We start from the raw sequence: 17,989 nt of genomic DNA on the forward strand, positions 1-17,989 counted from the left end.
CTCACCGGCTTTCAACTTAGGGGATATCCGTGTCAGTGGAACTTTGGCAGCAGTGCGTAGAGCTTTTGCGCGATGAACTGCCTGCCCAGCAATTCAACACCTGGATCCGTCCACTACAGGTCGAAGCCGAAGGCGACGAGTTGCGTGTGTATGCACCCAACCGCTTTGTTCTCGACTGGGTCAACGAGAAGTATCTGAGCCGTTTGCTCGAACTGTTGAATGAGCACAGCAATGGCATGGCGCCTGCGTTGTCCTTATTAATAGGCAGCAAACGCAGTTCAGCTCCTCGTGCAGCACCCAATGCGCCGCTGGCGGCCGCGGCTTCTCAACAAGCCCCGGCCCCGGCGAGCACACCGACTGCCTCGGCTCCTGCGTCAGCGCCCGCACCTAAACAGTCGGCTCAAGCAAGCGAAGAACCTTCGCGTGCCAGCTTCGACCCGATGGCGGGTGCCAGTTCGCAACAGGCGCCTGTACGCGCCGAGCAGCGAACTGTTCAGGTTGAAGGTGCGCTCAAGCACACCAGCTACCTGAACCGCACCTTTACCTTCGAAAACTTCGTAGAAGGCAAGTCCAACCAACTGGCCCGCGCTGCGGCGTGGCAGGTGGCGGATAACCCCAAGCACGGTTACAACCCGCTCTTCCTTTATGGCGGCGTTGGCCTGGGTAAGACTCACTTGATGCACGCGGTGGGTAACCACCTGCTGAAGAAGAACCCGAATGCCAAGGTCGTGTACCTGCATTCCGAGCGTTTTGTAGCTGACATGGTCAAGGCCTTGCAGCTCAACGCAATCAACGAATTCAAGCGTTTCTACCGTTCGGTGGACGCCTTGCTGATCGATGATATTCAGTTCTTCGCACGCAAAGAGCGCTCGCAAGAAGAGTTCTTCCATACCTTCAACGCCCTGCTTGAAGGCGGCCAGCAAGTCATCCTCACCAGTGACCGTTATCCGAAAGAAATTGAAGGTCTTGAAGAGCGTCTCAAGTCGCGCTTCGGCTGGGGTCTGACGGTTGCTGTTGAACCGCCGGAGCTTGAGACCCGGGTCGCGATCCTGATGAAGAAAGCCGATCAGGCCAAGGTCGACCTGCCTCACGACGCAGCGTTCTTCATTGCCCAGCGCATTCGTTCCAACGTGCGTGAGCTCGAAGGTGCGCTCAAGCGTGTCATCGCTCACTCGCACTTTATGGGCCGTGACATCACCATCGAGCTGATTCGCGAATCCCTTAAAGACCTGCTGGCGCTACAGGACAAACTGGTCTCTGTGGATAACATCCAGCGCACAGTGGCCGAGTACTACAAGATCAAGATTTCGGACCTGCTGTCCAAGCGCCGTTCGCGCTCGGTGGCGCGACCACGTCAGGTCGCCATGGCACTGTCCAAAGAACTGACCAACCACAGTCTGCCGGAAATCGGTGACGTGTTTGGCGGTCGCGATCACACCACGGTCTTGCACGCATGCCGCAAGATCAACGAACTCAAGGAATCCGACGCGGACATCCGCGAGGACTACAAGAACCTGCTGCGAACTCTGACAACCTGATGACACCAGCGCAGCTTATTAAGGCAAGGGACTAGACCATGCATTTCACCATTCAACGCGAAGCCCTGTTGAAACCCCTGCAACTGGTCGCAGGCGTTGTTGAACGCCGCCAGACCTTGCCGGTATTGTCCAACGTGCTGTTGGTTGTCGATGGCCAGCAACTGTCGCTGACCGGTACCGACCTTGAAGTCGAGCTGGTTGGTCGGGTACAGCTGGAAGAGCCGGCTGAGCCAGGCGAAATCACCGTGCCTGCTCGCAAGCTGATGGATATCTGCAAAAGCTTGCCCAACGATGCCCTGATCGACATCAAGCTCGACGACAACAAGCTGGTGGTCAAGGCCGGGCGTAGCCGCTTTACGTTGTCCACCTTGCCAGCCAACGATTTCCCGACTGTGGAAGAAGGCCCGGGTTCGCTGACCTGCAACTTGCAGCAAAGCAAACTGCGACGCCTGATCGAGCGCACCAGCTTCGCGATGGCCCAGCAGGACGTGCGTTACTACCTCAACGGCATGCTGCTGGAAGTATCGGCCGGCATCATCCGTGCCGTGGCCACTGACGGTCACCGTCTGGCCATGTGCTCGATGAAAGCCGAGATCGGCCAGCCGGACCGTCACCAGGTGATTGTCCCGCGCAAGGGTATCCTTGAGCTGGCGCGCTTGCTGACCGAACCGGATGGTGAAGTCAGCATCGTTCTGGGTGCTCACCACATCCGTGCCACCACCGGCGAGTTCACCTTCACCTCCAAGCTGGTAGACGGTAAGTTCCCGGACTACGAGCGTGTGCTGCCCAAAGGCGGTGACAAGATCGTGATTGGTGATCGCCAGGCACTGCGTGAAGCGTTCAGCCGTACCGCGATCCTGTCCAACGAGAAATACCGTGGTATCCGCCTGCAACTGGCCAATGGCCAGCTAAAGATTCAGGCCAATAACCCGGAACAGGAAGAAGCGGAAGAAGAAGTGGGCGTTGACTACAACGGCGGCTCGCTGGAAATCGGCTTTAACGTAAGCTATCTGCTGGACGTGCTGGGCGTAATGACCACTGAACAAGTGCGACTGATCCTGTCTGACTCCAACAGCAGTGCCCTGGTGCAAGAGTCTGACAACGACGACTCGGCCTACGTTGTTATGCCGATGCGCCTGTAACTTATGCACAGCCCAAGCTAGATGTCCCTCAGTCGTGTCACAGTCACCGCGGTGCGTAACCTGCACCCGGTGACCTTCTCCCCTTCCCCCCGCATCAATATCTTGTACGGCGCCAACGGCAGCGGAAAAACCAGCGTGCTTGAAGCCATTCACTTGTTGGGGCTGGCGCGTTCGTTTCGAAGCGTGCGGCTCAATCCGGTAATTGCCCACGAGCAACAGAGCTGTACAGTTTTTGGCCAGGTCGAGCTGGCTGAGGGCGGGCACAGCGCGCTGGGTATCTCCCGGGACCGGCAAGGGGAGTTTCAAATTCGGATCGACGGCCAGAACGCACGCAGTGCGGCGCAGCTGGCCGAGATCCTGCCGCTGCAATTGATCAACCCGGACAGCTTCCGCTTGCTGGAAGGCGCCCCCAAGATCCGCAGGCAGTTTCTCGATTGGGGTGTGTTCCATGTGGAACCGCGCTTCATGTCGACCTGGCAGCGGCTACAGAAGGCCCTGCGGCAGCGGAACTCATGGCTGCGGCATGGTACACTCGACGCCGTTTCACAAGCGGCCTGGGACCGGGAACTGTGCCTGGCCAGTGCCGAAATTGATGAATACCGCCGCGCCTACATCAAAGCCTTGAAACCAGTCTTTGAGCAGACCTTAAGCGAGTTGCTACAACTCGAAGGCTTAACGCTGAGCTATTACCGTGGTTGGGACAAAGACCGTGAGCTGAGTGCCGTACTCGCCGCGTCCGTCCACCGGGACCAGCAAATGGGTCACACCCAGGCCGGACCACAACGTGCTGATTTGCGCCTTAAATTGGGCTCAAACAACGCAGCAGAGATCCTGTCGCGGGGGCAGCAGAAGTTAGTGGTCTGTGCATTGCGTATTGCTCAAGGGCACTTGGTTAGCCAGGCCCGACGCGGCCAATGTATTTATCTGGTGGATGATTTGCCGTCCGAGCTGGACGAGCAGCATCGCAACGCCTTGTGTCGCTTGTTGGAAGACTTACGCTGCCAGGTATTTATTACCTGTGTAGATCACGAATTATTGAGGGAAGGCTGGCAGACGGAAACGCCAGTTGCCCTGTTCCACGTGGAACAGGGCTGTATCACCCAGACCCACGACCATCGGGAGTGAAGGCATTGAGCGAAGAAAACACGTACGACTCAACGAGCATTAAAGTGCTGAAAGGCCTTGATGCCGTACGCAAACGTCCCGGTATGTACATTGGTGACACCGACGATGGCAGCGGTCTGCACCACATGGTGTTCGAAGTAGTCGACAACTCCATCGACGAAGCGCTGGCTGGCCATTGCGACGACATCACCATCACCATCCACCCGGATGAATCCATCACCGTGCGCGACAACGGCCGCGGCATTCCGGTAGATGTGCATAAAGAAGAAGGCGTTTCTGCAGCCGAGGTCATCATGACCGTGCTGCACGCTGGCGGTAAATTCGATGACAACTCCTACAAAGTATCCGGCGGCCTGCACGGTGTAGGTGTGTCTGTTGTAAACGCCCTTTCCGAATTGCTGGTACTGACTGTACGTCGTAGCGGCAAAATCTGGGAACAGACATACGTTCACGGCGTTCCTCAAGCTCCGATGGCTATCGTTGGCGAGAGCGAGACCACCGGCACCCAGATCCATTTCAAGCCGTCTGATCAGACCTTCAAAAATATCCACTTCAGCTGGGACATCCTGGCCAAGCGGATTCGTGAACTGTCCTTCCTGAACTCCGGTGTCGGCATCGTCCTCAAGGATGAGCGCAGCGGTAAAGAAGAGCTGTTCAAGTACGAAGGCGGTCTGCGTGCATTCGTCGATTACCTGAACACCAACAAGACTCCGGTCAACCAGGTGTTCCACTTCAGTGTTCAACGTGAAGACGGCATCGGCGTAGAAATCGCCCTGCAGTGGAACGACAGCTTCAACGAGAACCTGTTGTGCTTCACCAACAACATTCCGCAGCGCGATGGCGGTACGCACCTGGTGGGCTTCCGCTCTGCCCTGACGCGTAACCTCAACACTTACATCGAAGCAGAAGGTCTGGCCAAAAAGCACAAGGTCGCCACCACCGGTGATGACGCCCGTGAAGGCCTGACCGCGATCATCTCGGTGAAAGTGCCGGATCCGAAGTTCAGCTCCCAGACCAAAGACAAGCTGGTTTCTTCTGAAGTGAAGACCGCTGTTGAACAGGAAATGGGCCGCTTCTTCTCCGACTTCCTGCTGGAAAACCCGAACGAAGCCAAGCTGATCGTCGGCAAGATGATCGACGCGGCACGTGCCCGTGAAGCAGCACGTAAAGCCCGTGAGATGACCCGTCGTAAAGGCGCGCTCGACATCGCAGGCTTGCCGGGCAAACTGGCCGACTGCCAGGAAAAAGATCCGGCGCTGTCCGAACTGTACCTCGTGGAAGGTGACTCTGCTGGCGGTTCCGCCAAGCAGGGACGTAACCGCCGTACCCAAGCGATCCTGCCGTTGAAAGGCAAGATTCTTAACGTTGAGAAAGCGCGTTTCGACAAGATGATCTCTTCGCAAGAAGTGGGCACCTTGATCACTGCACTGGGTTGCGGTATTGGCCGCGATGAGTACAACATCGAAAAACTGCGTTATCACAACATCATCATCATGACCGATGCTGACGTCGACGGTTCCCACATCCGTACCCTGCTGCTGACCTTCTTCTTCCGTCAGCTGCCGGAACTGATCGAGCGTGGCTACATCTACATCGCTCAGCCGCCGTTGTACAAAGTGAAAAAGGGCAAGCAAGAGCAATACATCAAAGACGACGAGGCCATGGAAGAGTACATGACCCAGTCGGCCCTTGAAGATGCGAGCCTGCACTTGAACGAAGATGCCCCTGGCATCTCCGGAGAAGCGCTGGAGCGTCTGGTACACGACTTCCGCATGGTAATGAAGACGCTCAAGCGTTTGTCGCGCCTGTACCCACAGGAGCTGACCGAGCACTTCATCTACCTGCCGGCCGTTACCCTCGAGCAGTTGGGCGACCACGCTGCCATGCAGGAGTGGATGGTGAAATACGAAGCCCGCCTGCGTCTGGTCGAGAAGTCGGGTCTGGTCTACAAGGCCAGCCTGCGCGAAGATCGCGAGCGTAATGTCTGGTTGCCGGAAGTCGAACTGATCTCCCACGGCCACTCGACCTTCATCACCTTCAACCGTGACTTCTTCGGCAGCAACGACTACAAAACCGTTGTGACCCTGGGCGCTCAACTCAGCACTCTGCTGGACGAAGGGGCTTACATCCAGCGTGGCGAGCGCAAAAAAGCCGTGACCGAGTTCAAGGAAGCACTGGACTGGTTGATGGCCGAAAGCACCAAGCGTCATACCATCCAGCGCTATAAAGGTCTGGGCGAAATGAACCCGGATCAGCTCTGGGAAACCACGATGGACCCAAGCGTGCGTCGCATGCTGAAAGTCACCATCGAAGACGCGGTCGGTGCCGACCAGATCTTCAACACCTTGATGGGCGACGCCGTAGAACCGCGCCGTGAATTCATCGAGAGCAACGCACTGGCAGTGTCCAACCTGGACTTCTGATGGTGTAGCGAGCAGTACAAAAAAAGCCAACGCTTAGCGTTGGCTTTTTTTATGGGAAAAAATCCTGTGGCGCCAATAACAGTCCATGCTCAGTTACACAAAATTCCAGCAAACATCCCCACTACCCGCTGCCTTACAGATTTGTGCAAGGTGCACCGGGTGCTGATCCAGTCGCTGGGTTGCAGCGACTTTTGCGGGTCATGCAGTTGGGGAAGCGCAATACCCGTCCCGGCACTTTTGAGGGGGCAGTGCAAAAACGCACAAGCCATGGGCGAAATCACGCGTTTCAAACTCGGAATTAATCAATACGATGGTGCAGGACAAGAACAATAAAAAGGTGATGCATGACATCAGCCAGCAAGGTGTACGACTTTATCGTGGTGGGCGCCGGACCTGCGGGTTCAGTGCTGGCGAATCGGCTGTCTGCCGATCCCCGTCATAGCGTGCTGCTGCTCGAAGCGGGCGGCCAGGATAACTACCCGTGGATTCACATCCCCGTGGGCTACCTCTATTGCATTGGTAACCCGCGTACCGACTGGTGCTTCAAAACCGAGGCCCAGGCCGGTTTGCAAGGCCGCAGCCTGAGTTATCCACGGGGCAAGGTGCTGGGGGGCAGTTCGTCGATCAACGGCATGATTTATATGCGTGGCCAGTCGAGCGATTACGACCGCTGGGCCGAGCTGGGCAATCCGGGCTGGGCCTGGAAAGACGTACTGCCGCTGTTCAAACGCAGTGAAAAACACTTTGCCGGCAACTCGGATTTGCACAGTGCTGACGGCGAGTGGCGGGTCGAGCAACAGCGCTACTCGTGGCCGATTCTGGATGCGTTCCGTGATGCCGCCGAGCAAAGCGGCATTGCCACCGTTGACGATTTCAACGGCGGCGACAATCAGGGCTGTGGATATTTTCAGGTTAACCAGCGGGCCGGTGTGCGCTGGAATGCTTCCAAGGCATTTTTACGGCCAGTACTCAAACGGCCTAACCTGACCGTATTGACCGATGTGCAGGTCGACAAAGTCGTACTTGATCAAGGTCGCGCCACCCGGGTCAACGCCCGCAGGCAAGGTATCGAACAGGCCTTTACCGCCCGTCGCGAAATCATCCTGTGTGCAGGCTCCATTGGTTCTCCGGGTATCTTGCAGCGCTCGGGCATCGGCCCTCGCCCGCTCCTGGAAAGCCTGGGGATAACTGTGCAGCACGCACTGCCCGGCGTCGGCGGTAACCTGCAGGACCACCTGCAACTGCGTCTGATCTTCAAACTGACCAGGGCGCGCACCCTTAACCAGGTGGCCAATAGCCTGTGGGGCAAGATCGGCATGGGCCTGCGATATGCCTACGACCGCAGTGGTCCACTGGCCATGGCACCGAGTCAATTGGGGGCTTTCGTCAAATCCGCTGCGGATCAACCTTCGGCCAACCTGCAATACCATGTGCAGCCGCTGTCCCTTGAGCGTTTTGGCGAGCCGCTGCACAGCTTCCCGGCTTTCACCGCTTCGGTGTGCAACTTGCGCCCCAAAAGCCGTGGCCGGGTTGATATCCGCTCGGCCAACCCGGACGACGCGCCGCTTATCGATCCCAATTACCTGAGCCACCCCGATGATCTAAAGGTCGCGGCAGATGCCATTCGCATGACCCGCCGCATCGTGGCCAGCCCTGCCCTGCAAGTCTTTTCACCCGAGGAATACCTCCCGGGTCAGGCGTTGCAGACCGAGCAGGAGCTCTATGAGGCTGCCGCGCGCATCGGCACCACGATCTTTCACCCGGTGGGCACTTGCCGCATGGGGCAGGACGCAGACGCGGTGGTCGATGCCGAGCTGCGGGTACACGGGGTGCCAGGCTTAAGGGTGGCAGACGCGTCGATCATGCCCTTCATCGTTTCAGGCAATACCTGCTCACCAACCTTGATGATTGGCGAAAAGGCCGCGCAGCTGATTCTTGCGGCGCCTGTTTACACACGAGAAACAGAAAACACCCGCACACAAGCAGCACCGGTCGCCTGAATGCGATCGTGGTTTCGGACGCAGTCATCCGCAACCGACAGTGGACAACAACAATAATCACTGTGGCCCCATTCATGGGGCTGAGGGCATTGCACATGTCAGACTCAATTGCACAACAGGCTGTTTCTGCCAAGGGAACAACCGGCCGTGAAGAACGAAAGATCATTTTTGCGTCATCCCTCGGGACGGTTTTCGAGTGGTATGACTTTTTCTTGTATGGCGCTTTGGCGACCGTTCTCAGCAAACAGTTTTTTGCCGGGGTCAACGACACCACAGCGTTCATTTTTGCCTTGATGGCCTTCGCCGCCGGCTTTCTGGTGAGACCCTTCGGTGCATTGGTATTTGGCCGGTTGGGCGACATGATCGGGCGTAAATACACCTTCCTCATGACCATCATTCTGATGGGTTTATCGACCTTTGCCGTGGGGCTGCTACCCACTTACACCAGCATCGGCATTGCGGCACCGATCATGCTCGTGCTGTTACGCATGCTCCAGGGGCTGGCGCTGGGCGGTGAATACGGCGGCGCGGCGACCTACGTGGCGGAGCACGCAGCGCCCGGCAAACGCGGTTTCAATACCAGCTGGATTCAATCAACTGCCACCCTGGGGCTGCTGCTGTCGCTGGTGGTGGTACTGAGCTGCCGCTACCTGACCGGTGACCAGTTTGAAGTCTGGGGCTGGCGCCTGCCGTTCCTGCTGTCCATCGTGCTGCTGGGCATCTCGACCTGGATCCGCATGAGCATGCATGAGTCCCCGGCCTTCGTAAAAATGAAGGCTGAAGGTAAAACCAGTAAATCGCCGATCCGGGAATCGTTCGGCAAGTGGGAAAACCTCAAGATCGTGCTGATTGCACTGTTCGGCATCAACGCCGGCCAGGCTGTGACCTTTTACACGGCACAGTTTTACGTACTGTTCTTCCTTACCCAGATGCTCAAGATGGACCCGGCCCAGGCCAATATGCTGCTCATCATCAGTGTGGTTATCGGCGCCCCGTTCTTTATCTTTTTCGGCTGGCTGTCGGACCGCGTAGGTCGTAAACCCATTCTGATGCTCGGGCTATTGCTGGCCACGGTGCTGTATTTCCCGCTGTTCAAAGGCCTGAGCCACTATGCCAACCCGCAAATCGATACGGCCAGCCGTCAGTCGCCGATTGTAGTGATGGCTGACCCGGCAACCTGCACCTTCCAGTTCGATCCGGTGGGTAAGGCGCGTTTTGACAGCCCCTGTGACAAGGTCAAGACCTTCCTGGTCAAACAGGGCCTGCCTTACACCTCCCAGGCCGTGGCGCCGGGCACTGATGTCCAGGTGTCGGTGGGTGAGACGCAGATCAAAGGCTTTGACGAAGCGGCCATGCGCGCTGCGATCAACGAAGCGGGCTACCCCGCCAAGGCAGATCCGAGTGCGGTCAACCAGCCGATGGTGGTGCTGATGATGGTTCTGCTGACGCTCATCGCAACCATGACCTACGGCCCACTGGCTGCAGTGATGGTGGAACTGTTCCCGACCCGGATCCGCTACACCTCCATGTCCCTGCCGTATCACATTGGCAATGGCTGGTTCGGCGGCTTTTTGCCCACCGTCTCCTTTGCCCTGGTGGTCTACACCGGGGATATCTTCTACGGGCTGTGGTACCCGGTGGTGATCACCGGGGTCAGCCTGGTAGTGGGCATGCTGTGCCTGAAGGAAACCCGAAACGTGGATATCGACAAGATATAAACGGCGATTACCCTGCAGGAGCGACGCTCGATTGCTTGCGAGCCCTTGAAAAGCTCGCTCCTACACAGGACAGGTATATGTCAGGCACAAAAAAACCGGCTAATCAGCCGGTTTTTTTAGTGCCTGGAAAAACTTATGCACGTTTTTCATTGAAAAGTCATGCCGCGAAATAAGTATATAAATCATTAAGTTACGGATGTTTTATGAAGATAATCCAAAACTTGTGCACAAGTTATCCACAATTCGCCTGGTCTGTGGTTGCAGTGGGTGCCGTCACCGGTGGCAGTGAACCCATTTCGCGCTGAGTGCTCTCGTTCCAGGCTTGCACCCGGTCATTGAGCTCTGCAATTGCCCGGGGCCCAGTGCCATTGGCGTACATCGGTTCGCCAATCACCAGCTCAATGGTTCCGGGCTTTTTCGCCCAGCCTGTCTTGGGCCAGTATTTGCCGGCATTGTGGGCTATCGGCAATACCGGCAACTCGGCGTTTACGGCCAGTGCGGTACCGCCTCGGGAAAACTTGCCCACCTGACCGAATGGCACACGTGTGCCTTCCGGAAAGATCAGCACCCAAATGTTGTCCTTGAGCAGCTCGTCGCCCTTTTTGGCGATGTGCTTGAGCGCCGCCTTGGGGTTGTCGCGGTCAATGGCAATCGGGCGCAGCATCGCCATCGCCCAGCCAAAGAACGGTACATACAGCAGCTCGCGCTTGAGTACCTGACTCAACGGCTGAAAGTAGGCCGAGAGAAAAAACGTCTCCCAGGTACTTTGATGGTTGGCCAGGATCACGCAAGGCTGTTGCGGAATATTTTCAGCACCCTTCACTTCAACCTGAATGTTAAGAAACACCCGGGTCAGCCACAGAGCGCAGCGGCACCAGTACACGTTAATAAACCGGTAACGCGCACGAAACGGCAGGAACGGGGCGACAAAAAAGCTCAGTGAGCACCACAGCAGGGCGCTGGTGCCCAGCAGCAGGTAAAAGAAGAAGGTTCTGATGGCCTGCAGTATCGACATAGCGACTTTTACCGTTGCGGATAAAGCACCGCTTAACCGGCCTGCACCTAGGGTTCAGGCGGGTGTTCGGGGGTGCTTTATTTGTGGATAAGTTCTGCGGCAACTGCCGCCAGATCGTCAAATATTAGGGTATTGACCGGTAACTTCTTGGCCAAAGTCAGCAGGCCTTTTCCGGTCTTTACCAAAACTGGCTGAGAATCGACGGCTTGTGCGGCCTGCAAGTCACCCAAACTGTCGCCGACAAACCAACATTCGGCCAAATCAGCACCGTAATGCTCGGCAATGGTCTGCAACATGCCCGGTTTTGGCTTGCGGCAAGCGCAACCCTCGTCGGGGCCGTGAGGGCAGTAAACAATCAAGCCGACCTCGCCACCCTGCTCGGCCACGAGCGCCCGTAAACGCTCATGCATGGCCTCCAGGGTCGCGACGCTGTAGTAGCCGCGGGCAATGCCGGACTGGTTGGTCGCGACCGCGACGGTCCAGCCCGACTTGCTCAACTGCGCAATGGCCTCGATCGCGCCAGGGAGCGGGAGCCACTCCTCGACAGACTTGATGTAAGCGTCGGAGTCATAATTGATCACTCCGTCCCGATCGAGAATCAGCAGTTTCAACAGTAAACCCCTTAGCCCAGCAGCGAAATGTCGGCAACGCCCAGGAACAGACCGCGCAAGCGCGCCAGCAGTGCATAGCGGTTAGCCCGCACACTCGGGTCTTCAGCGTTGATCATGACCGCTTCAAAGAACGCATCCACAGGCTCGCGCAACGATGCCAGACGTGTCAGCGCTTCGTTGTACTGGCGGGCAGCTGCCATTGGCTGTACTGCTTCGTCGGCTTTCTGGATGGCCGAGAACAGCGAGAACTCACTGGCATTATCGAAATAACGTGCCTCGACATGGGTCGAAACCGTGCCTTCAACTTTGCTCAGCAGGTTCGATACGCGCTTGTTCACCGCGGCCAGGGCGGCGGCTTCCGGCAACTGACGGAAGGCCTGTACTGCTTGCACACGCTGATCGAAGTCCAGTGCCGAGGTCGGGTTCAACGCACGTACCGAAAGGTAAGTGGCGACGTCCACGCCTTCATCTTCGTAACGCGCACGCAGGCGGTCGAAGATGAACTCCAGCACCTGGTCAGCCAGGCCGGCCGACTTGATCTTGGCGCCGAATGCGCTGACAGCGAAGTTCACCGCTTCGGTCAGGTCGAGGTCGAGTTTCTTGTCGATCAGTATCCGCAAGATACCCAGCGCTGCACGACGCAGTGCATAGGGGTCTTTGCTACCGGTAGGCAGCATGCCGATGCCGAAAATACCGACCAGGGTGTCGAGCTTGTCAGCAATGGCCACTGCCGCGCCGGTCAGGGTACCCGGCAACTCGGCACCAGCACCGCGTGGCATGTACTGTTCGTTCAATGCCAGCGCAACATCCTGCGGCTCGCCATCGTTGAGGGCGTAGTAGTAACCGGCAATGCCTTGCATCTCCGGGAACTCGCCGACCATTTCAGTGGCCAGGTCGCACTTGGACAGCAGGCCGGCACGGGCTGCGCGCTGTGCGTCGCCACCAATGCGCGGAGCAATCAACGCTGCCAGCTTGGAAACCCGCACCGCCTTGTCGTAAACGCTGCCCAGTTGCGCCTGGAACACTACGTTTTGCAGGCGCAGGTTGAAGCTTTCCAGAGTCTGCTTTTTGTCTTGCTTGAAGAAAAACTCGGCGTCGGTCAGGCGCGGGCGAACCACTTTCTCGTTACCCGAGACGATCTGCTGCGGGTCTTTGCTCTCGATGTTGGCCACAGTAATGAAACGCGGCAGCAACTTGCCATCAACGTCCAGCAGGCAGAAATACTTCTGGTTGTCCTGCATGGTGGTGATCAGGGCTTCTTGCGGCACATCGAGGAAGCGCTCTTCGAAAGAGCACACCAGCGGTACCGGCCACTCAACCAGCGCGGTCACTTCGTCCAGCAGGGCTGGCGGCACGATTGCGGTACCTTCCTGCATGGTTGCCAGTTCGGCCACACGCTTGGAAATCAACTCGCGACGCTCGTTGAAATCCGCCAGCACGTGGGCTTGGCGCAAGTCTTCGAGGTAGTTGGCCGGAGCGCTGATGCGCACACTTTCCGGGTGGTGGAAGCGGTGACCACGGGAGTCGCGACCGGATTTCTGAGCCAGGATCGTGCAGTCGATGACTTCATCGCCCAGCAACATCACCAGCCATTGGGTCGGACGCACGAACTCGACCTTGCGGGCACCCCAGCGCATGCGCTTGGGAATAGGCAGATCGTTCAGCGAGTCTTCAACGATGGTCGGCAGCAGGCTGGCGGTCGGCTTGCCGACGATGACCTGGCTGAAACGCAGTTTTGGACCGCTCTGATCGATTTCGCTCAGTTCAACGCCACATTTCTTGGCAAACCCGAGGGCCGCCTGGGTCGGGTTACCTTCAGCATCGAAGGCGGCCTGGCGCGGCGGGCCGTCGATGTTGATGCTGCGATCCGGTTGCTGGGTTTCGAGCTGAGTCAGCAGCACGGCCAGACGACGGGGCGCGGCGTAAACTTTTTTCGCGCTGAATTTCAAACCTGCGCTTTGCAGGCCTTTTTCAATCCCGGCCAGGAAAGCTTCGGCCAGGGTATTCAGGGCTTTTGGCGGCAGTTCTTCAGTGCCCAGTTCAACCAGAAAATCTTGAGCACTCATTGTGCAGCCTCCAACTTAGCCAACACTTCATCACGCAAATCAGGTGGAGCCATCGGGAAGCCGAGCTTGGCGCGGGCTTCGAGATACGCCTGGGCCACCGAGCGCGCCAGGGTCCGCACACGCAAGATGTACTGCTGGCGTGCAGTGACCGAAATGGCCCGGCGCGCATCCAGCAGGTTGAACGTGTGGGATGCCTTGAGCACCATCTCGTAGCTTGGCAGCGGCAGCGGTTGATCGAGCTCGATCAGACGCTTGGCTTCGCTTTCATAGAAATCGAACAGTTCGAACAGTTTGTCGACGTTGGCGTGTTCGAAGTTGTAAGTCGATTGCTCGACTTCGTTCTGGTGGAACACGTCGCCGTAGGTCACTTTACCGAACGGGCCGTCAGTCCATACCAGGTCGTAGACTGAATCCACACCCTGCAGGTACATCGCCAGACGCTCGAGGCCGTAGGTGATTTCGCCGGTTACCGGGTAGCACTCGATGCCGCCTACTTGCTGGAAGTAAGTGAACTGCGTGACTTCCATGCCGTTGAGCCAGATTTCCCAGCCCAGACCCCAGGCGCCCAGTGTCGGCGATTCCCAGTTGTCTTCCACGAAACGAATGTCGTGCACCAGCGGATCCAGGCCGATGTGCTTCAGCGAGCCCAGGTACAGCTCCTGAAAATTAGGCGGATTGGGCTTGAGTACTACCTGGAACTGGTAGTAATGCTGCAGACGGTTCGGGTTTTCGCCGTAGCGGCCGTCAGTCGGACGACGACTGGGCTGCACATAAGCGGCGTTCCAGGTTTCCGGGCCCAGAGAGCGCAGAAACGTGGCGGTATGGAATGTGCCGGCGCCCACTTCCATATCGTAGGGCTGAAGCACCACACAACCTTGCTCGGCCCAGTATTGCTGGAGGGCGAGGATCAAGTCTTGGAAGGTACGCACTGCTGGCGTAGGCTGGCTCACAAATTCACCTGTTTCTTGGGCTGCGATTTAAAGAGCGGGAGTATACCCGATTCGGTCGCGCCTCCACCCCTTGGAGCCTATATGCCACGTTGTTTCTGGTGTCCAGAAGACCCGCTGTATGCGGCGTACCACGATCAAGAGTGGGGCGTGCCGTTGCGCGACGCGCATGGGCTCTTCGAGTTGTTATTGCTCGAAGGGTTCCAGGCCGGTTTGTCCTGGATCACTGTTCTGCGCAAACGCGAGCACTATCGCAAGGTCATGTTCGGCTTTGATGTGCAGCGTCTGGCAGCCATGATCGATGCCGAAATCGAGGCCTTGATGCTCGATCCCGGGATTATCCGTAACCGCCTGAAAATTACCGGGGCAAGGCGTAACGCCCGGGCCTGGCTGGCGCTGGATAACCCGGTCGAGTATCTATGGTCCTTTGTGGGCGGCAAACCGAAGATCAACCACTTCACTGAACGCCATGAGTTTCCGGCCGTCACCGCAGAGGCTGAAGCCATGAGCAAAGGGTTGAAAAAAGCCGGATTCACGTTCGTCGGACCGACCATTTGTTATGCCTTCATGCAGGCCAGTGGCATGGTCATGGATCACGCCACCACCTGTGACCGCTACGCTCAGCTGGCGAACGGCGGTTAGAATGCTGCCCAATACAGACCTGCAGGAGCGAGCTTGCTCGCCCCTGCAGAAAACGTTTTTTTAAAGAGAAAACCCTGTGGAAAAGTTTAAAGGCGCCCTGCTGGTCGGGGCTCTGCGGTTATTCGCCATGCTCCCGTGGAGTGCGGTTCAACGGGTCGGCTCCGGTATCGGCTGGCTAATGTGGAAACTGCCCAATCGCTCGCGCGAGGTGGTGCGCATCAACCTGGCCAAATGCTTCCCCGAGATGGACCCGGTGGCCCGTGAACAACTGGTGGGACAAAGCCTCAAGGATATCGGCAAGAGCCTGACCGAGAGCGCTTGCGCCTGGATCTGGCCCGCCCAGCGTTCGATTGACCTGGTGCGTGAAGTCGAAGGCCTGGACGTGCTCAAGCAGGCCCTTGCCTCAGGTAAAGGTGTCGTCGGCATCACCAGCCACCTTGGCAACTGGGAAGTGCTCAACCACTTCTATTGCAGCCAGTGCAAGCCGATCATTTTCTACCGTCCGCCCAAGCTCAAGGCGGTAGACGAACTGTTGCGCAAGCAGCGCGTGCAGCTGGGCAACCGCGTGGCCGCGTCGACCAAAGAAGGCATTTTGAGTGTCATCAAGGAAGTGCGCAAAGGGGGGCAGGTAGGCATTCCGGCAGACCCGGAACCCGCTGAGTCGGCCGGTATTTTCGTGCCATTCCTCGGCACCATGGCCCTGACCAGCAAGTTCGTGCCGAACATGCTGGCGGGTGGCAAAGCGGTGGGGGTATTCCTGCACGCATTGCGCCTGCCGGACGGTTCGGGTTTCAAGGTGATTCTCGAGGCGGCCCCTGAAGCCATGTACAGCACCGACACTGAAACTTCGTGTGCAGCCATGAGCCAGGTGGTGGAGAAGTATGTACGGGCTTACCCGAGCCAGTACATGTGGAGCATGAAGCGCTTCAAAAAGCGTCCGCCTGGCGAGGCGCGCTGGTACTAGGGCGTTAGACCGCTGTATCTGTAGGAGCGAGCTGTGCGAAGGGCTCGCGAGCAAGCTCGCTCCTACGCAGATCAGTGGTGTTAAAGCTGTTTATCCAGCTTCTTCAAAAACACGGTCATTTCTTTCTCGGCCTGTTTGTCGCCATGGGCTCGGGCTGCCTCAAGCCCCTGCTCCCACGCCGTGCGGGCCGCCCCGCGATCCCCTGCCGCCAGATGCGCCTTGCCCAGCAATTTCCAGGCCGCGGAATATTTGGGATCAAACCCCACACAGCGCTGTAAATGCTCCGCCGCCTTGAGGTTTTCCCCAAGGTCGAGATAACCCTTGCCCAGGCCGAAGCGCAGCAGTGAGTTATCCACACCCTTGGCCAGCATTTTTTCCAGTGATTCGAGCATCCGTGACTCCTTAGAAAAAACTCAGGCCCACGTGGAACAGCTTCTCCACGTCGCGAATATGCTTTTTATCCACAAGGAACAAAATCACGTGGTCGCCGGCATTGATCACAGTGGAGTCGTGGGCAATCAGCACTTCTTCGTCGCGAATGATTGCGCCGATCGTGGTGCCCGGCGGCAAGTGGATTTCGCCGATCCGGCGGCCAATCACTTTGCTCGACTTCGAATCACCGTGGGCAATCGCTTCGATGGCCTCCGCTGCGCCCCGGCGCAATGAGTGCACGCTGACAATGTCGCCACGCCGCACGTGGGCCAGCAAGGTGCCGATGGTCGCCAGTTGCGGGCTGATGGCGATGTCGATTTCACCGCCCTGGATCAGGTCCACGTAGGCCGGGTTGTTGATGATGGTCATCACCTTCTTCGCGCCCAGGCGTTTGGCCAGCAGCGAGGACATGATGTTGGCCTCGTCGTCGTTGGTCAGGGCCAAAAACAGGTCGGCATCGGCGATGTTCTCTTCGAGCATCAAGTCGCGATCCGAAGCGCTGCCCTGCAGGACTACGGTGTTGTCCAGGGTATCTGACAGATACCGGCAACGCGCCGGGTTCATCTCGATGATCTTGACCTGATAACGGTTTTCAATGGCTTCGGCCAGGCGTTCGCCGATCTGCCCGCCACCGGCAATCACAATGCGTTTGTAGCTTTCATCGAGGCGGCGCATTTCGCTCATCACTGCGCGAATGTTGGCCTTGGCGGCGATGAAAAACACTTCATCGTCTGCCTCGATGACCGTGTCGCCCCGGGGCGTAATGGGACGGTCACGTCGGAAAATTGCCGCTACCCGCGTATCCACATTTGGCATGTGTTCGCGTAACTGGCGTAACTGCTGGCCGATCAGAGGGCCGCCGTAGTACGCCTTGACCGCCACCAGCTGGGCTTTGCCTTCGGCAAAGTCGATAACCTGCAAAGCGCCGGGGTGTTCGATCAGGCGCTTGATGTAGTTGGTCACCACTTGCTCGGGACTGATCAACACGTCCACCGGGATCGCGTCGTTATCGAACAGTTCGCCACCCCGTGTCAGATAGGCGGCTTCACGTACCCGGGCGATTTTGGTCGGGGTGTGAAACAGGGTGTAGGCCACCTGGCACGCCACCATGTTGGTTTCGTCACTGTTGGTCACTGCCACCAGCATGTCGGCATCATCGGCCCCGGCCTGACGCAGCACATTGGGCAGCGAGGCGCGGCCTTGAATAGTACGAATGTCGAGCCGGTCGCCCAGATCCCGCAGGCGATCGCCATCGGTATCGACCACGGTAATGTCGTTGGCTTCGCTGGCCAGATGCTCGGCCAGCGAGCCGCCGACCTGACCTGCGCCGAGGATGATGATTTTCATGCCGTCAGTCCTTTGTCGA

At 57.8% G+C, this 17,989-nt stretch carries 14 protein-coding genes; 8 read left to right on the forward strand and 6 right to left on the reverse strand.

What is annotated here, in order from left to right; translation table 11 throughout:
- Positions 1-29 precede the first annotated feature (29 nt).
- The 6 genes from dnaA to JQ848_RS00030 all read left to right on the forward strand — a co-directional run bounded on the left by dnaA (position 30) and on the right by JQ848_RS00030 (position 9,946).
- Positions 30-1,538, forward strand: coding sequence for a chromosomal replication initiator protein DnaA (gene dnaA / locus JQ848_RS00005; RefSeq protein WP_127196614.1), 1,509 nt, complete (start codon positions 30-32; stop codon positions 1,536-1,538).
- Between the two features lie 38 nt (positions 1,539-1,576).
- Positions 1,577-2,680, forward strand: a complete 1,104-nt coding sequence (dnaN, locus tag JQ848_RS00010; protein ID WP_161719240.1) for a DNA polymerase III subunit beta — start codon at positions 1,577-1,579, stop codon at positions 2,678-2,680.
- Positions 2,681-2,701: 21 nt separating this feature from the next.
- Entirely contained in the window at positions 2,702-3,805 is a 1,104-nt protein-coding gene (gene recF / locus JQ848_RS00015) for a DNA replication/repair protein RecF (protein WP_003437976.1), read from the forward strand.
- A 5-nt stretch (positions 3,806-3,810) separates the two neighbouring features.
- A complete protein-coding gene (gyrB, locus tag JQ848_RS00020; protein ID WP_003437974.1) occupies positions 3,811-6,228 on the forward strand; it encodes a DNA topoisomerase (ATP-hydrolyzing) subunit B in 2,418 nt (805 codons plus the stop codon).
- 344 nt (positions 6,229-6,572) lie between these two features.
- A complete protein-coding gene (locus JQ848_RS00025; protein WP_202210151.1) occupies positions 6,573-8,228 on the forward strand; it encodes a GMC family oxidoreductase in 1,656 nt (551 codons plus the stop codon).
- Positions 8,229-8,323: 95 nt separating this feature from the next.
- Positions 8,324-9,946, forward strand: a complete 1,623-nt coding sequence (locus tag JQ848_RS00030) for an MFS transporter (RefSeq protein ID WP_003437971.1) — start codon at positions 8,324-8,326, stop codon at positions 9,944-9,946.
- A 232-nt stretch (positions 9,947-10,178) separates the two neighbouring features.
- On the opposite strand, the gene JQ848_RS00035 is transcribed toward JQ848_RS00030, so the two are convergent.
- The 4 genes from JQ848_RS00035 to glyQ form a co-directional block, all read right to left on the reverse strand.
- Positions 10,179-10,961: a lysophospholipid acyltransferase family protein gene (locus tag JQ848_RS00035; RefSeq protein WP_003437968.1), complete on the reverse strand. Its 783-nt coding sequence runs from the start codon at positions 10,959-10,961 to the stop codon at positions 10,179-10,181.
- Between the two features lie 77 nt (positions 10,962-11,038).
- A complete protein-coding gene (gene gmhB / locus JQ848_RS00040) occupies positions 11,039-11,575 on the reverse strand; it encodes a D-glycero-beta-D-manno-heptose 1,7-bisphosphate 7-phosphatase (protein WP_029612713.1) in 537 nt (178 codons plus the stop codon).
- An 8-nt stretch (positions 11,576-11,583) separates the two neighbouring features.
- Positions 11,584-13,638 (reverse strand): glycine--tRNA ligase subunit beta, encoded by a 2,055-nt coding sequence (gene glyS, locus JQ848_RS00045; RefSeq protein WP_003437966.1) that lies wholly within the window; start codon positions 13,636-13,638, stop codon positions 11,584-11,586.
- Positions 13,635-14,588: a glycine--tRNA ligase subunit alpha gene (glyQ, locus tag JQ848_RS00050; protein WP_003437964.1), complete on the reverse strand. Its 954-nt coding sequence runs from the start codon at positions 14,586-14,588 to the stop codon at positions 13,635-13,637. Before glyQ ends, glyS begins: the two co-directional genes overlap by 4 nt.
- 81 nt (positions 14,589-14,669) lie before the next feature.
- Here glyQ and JQ848_RS00055 point away from each other — a divergent pair, with 81 nt between their 5' ends.
- Positions 14,670-15,227, forward strand: a complete 558-nt coding sequence (locus tag JQ848_RS00055) for a DNA-3-methyladenine glycosylase I (RefSeq protein ID WP_202210152.1) — start codon at positions 14,670-14,672, stop codon at positions 15,225-15,227.
- A gap of 76 nt (positions 15,228-15,303) precedes the next feature.
- Positions 15,304-16,191: a lysophospholipid acyltransferase gene (locus JQ848_RS00060; RefSeq protein ID WP_003437960.1), complete on the forward strand. Its 888-nt coding sequence runs from the start codon at positions 15,304-15,306 to the stop codon at positions 16,189-16,191.
- Between the two features lie 80 nt (positions 16,192-16,271).
- Here the strand turns inward: JQ848_RS00060 and JQ848_RS00065 are convergent, their stop codons facing one another.
- Together JQ848_RS00065 and trkA are read right to left on the reverse strand one after the other, a co-directional pair.
- Positions 16,272-16,583, reverse strand: a complete 312-nt coding sequence (locus tag JQ848_RS00065; protein WP_160626466.1) for a hypothetical protein — start codon at positions 16,581-16,583, stop codon at positions 16,272-16,274.
- Positions 16,584-16,593: 10 nt separating this feature from the next.
- Entirely contained in the window at positions 16,594-17,970 is a 1,377-nt protein-coding gene (gene trkA, locus JQ848_RS00070) for a Trk system potassium transporter TrkA (RefSeq protein WP_003437955.1), read from the reverse strand.
- Between the last annotated feature and the right edge of the window lie 19 nt (positions 17,971-17,989).

The organism is Pseudomonas paraversuta (assembly GCF_904067025.1).
GTDB lineage: Bacteria > Pseudomonadota > Gammaproteobacteria > Pseudomonadales > Pseudomonadaceae > Aquipseudomonas > Aquipseudomonas paraversuta.

Coding starts and splice junctions, on each gene's coding strand:
- JQ848_RS00055 (WP_202210152.1), top strand. CDS start 14,670: ATGCCACGTTGTTTCTGGTGTCCAGAAGACCCGCTGTATGCGGCGTAC.
- glyS (WP_003437966.1), bottom strand. CDS start 13,638: ATGAGTGCTCAAGATTTTCTGGTTGAACTGGGCACTGAAGAACTGCCG.
- dnaN (WP_161719240.1), top strand. CDS start 1,577: ATGCATTTCACCATTCAACGCGAAGCCCTGTTGAAACCCCTGCAACTG.
- JQ848_RS00035 (WP_003437968.1), bottom strand. CDS start 10,961: ATGTCGATACTGCAGGCCATCAGAACCTTCTTCTTTTACCTGCTGCTG.
- JQ848_RS00065 (WP_160626466.1), bottom strand. CDS start 16,583: ATGCTCGAATCACTGGAAAAAATGCTGGCCAAGGGTGTGGATAACTCA.
- JQ848_RS00025 (WP_202210151.1), top strand. CDS start 6,573: ATGACATCAGCCAGCAAGGTGTACGACTTTATCGTGGTGGGCGCCGGA.
- trkA (WP_003437955.1), bottom strand. CDS start 17,970: ATGAAAATCATCATCCTCGGCGCAGGTCAGGTCGGCGGCTCGCTGGCC.
- recF (WP_003437976.1), top strand. CDS start 2,702: ATGTCCCTCAGTCGTGTCACAGTCACCGCGGTGCGTAACCTGCACCCG.
- JQ848_RS00030 (WP_003437971.1), top strand. CDS start 8,324: ATGTCAGACTCAATTGCACAACAGGCTGTTTCTGCCAAGGGAACAACC.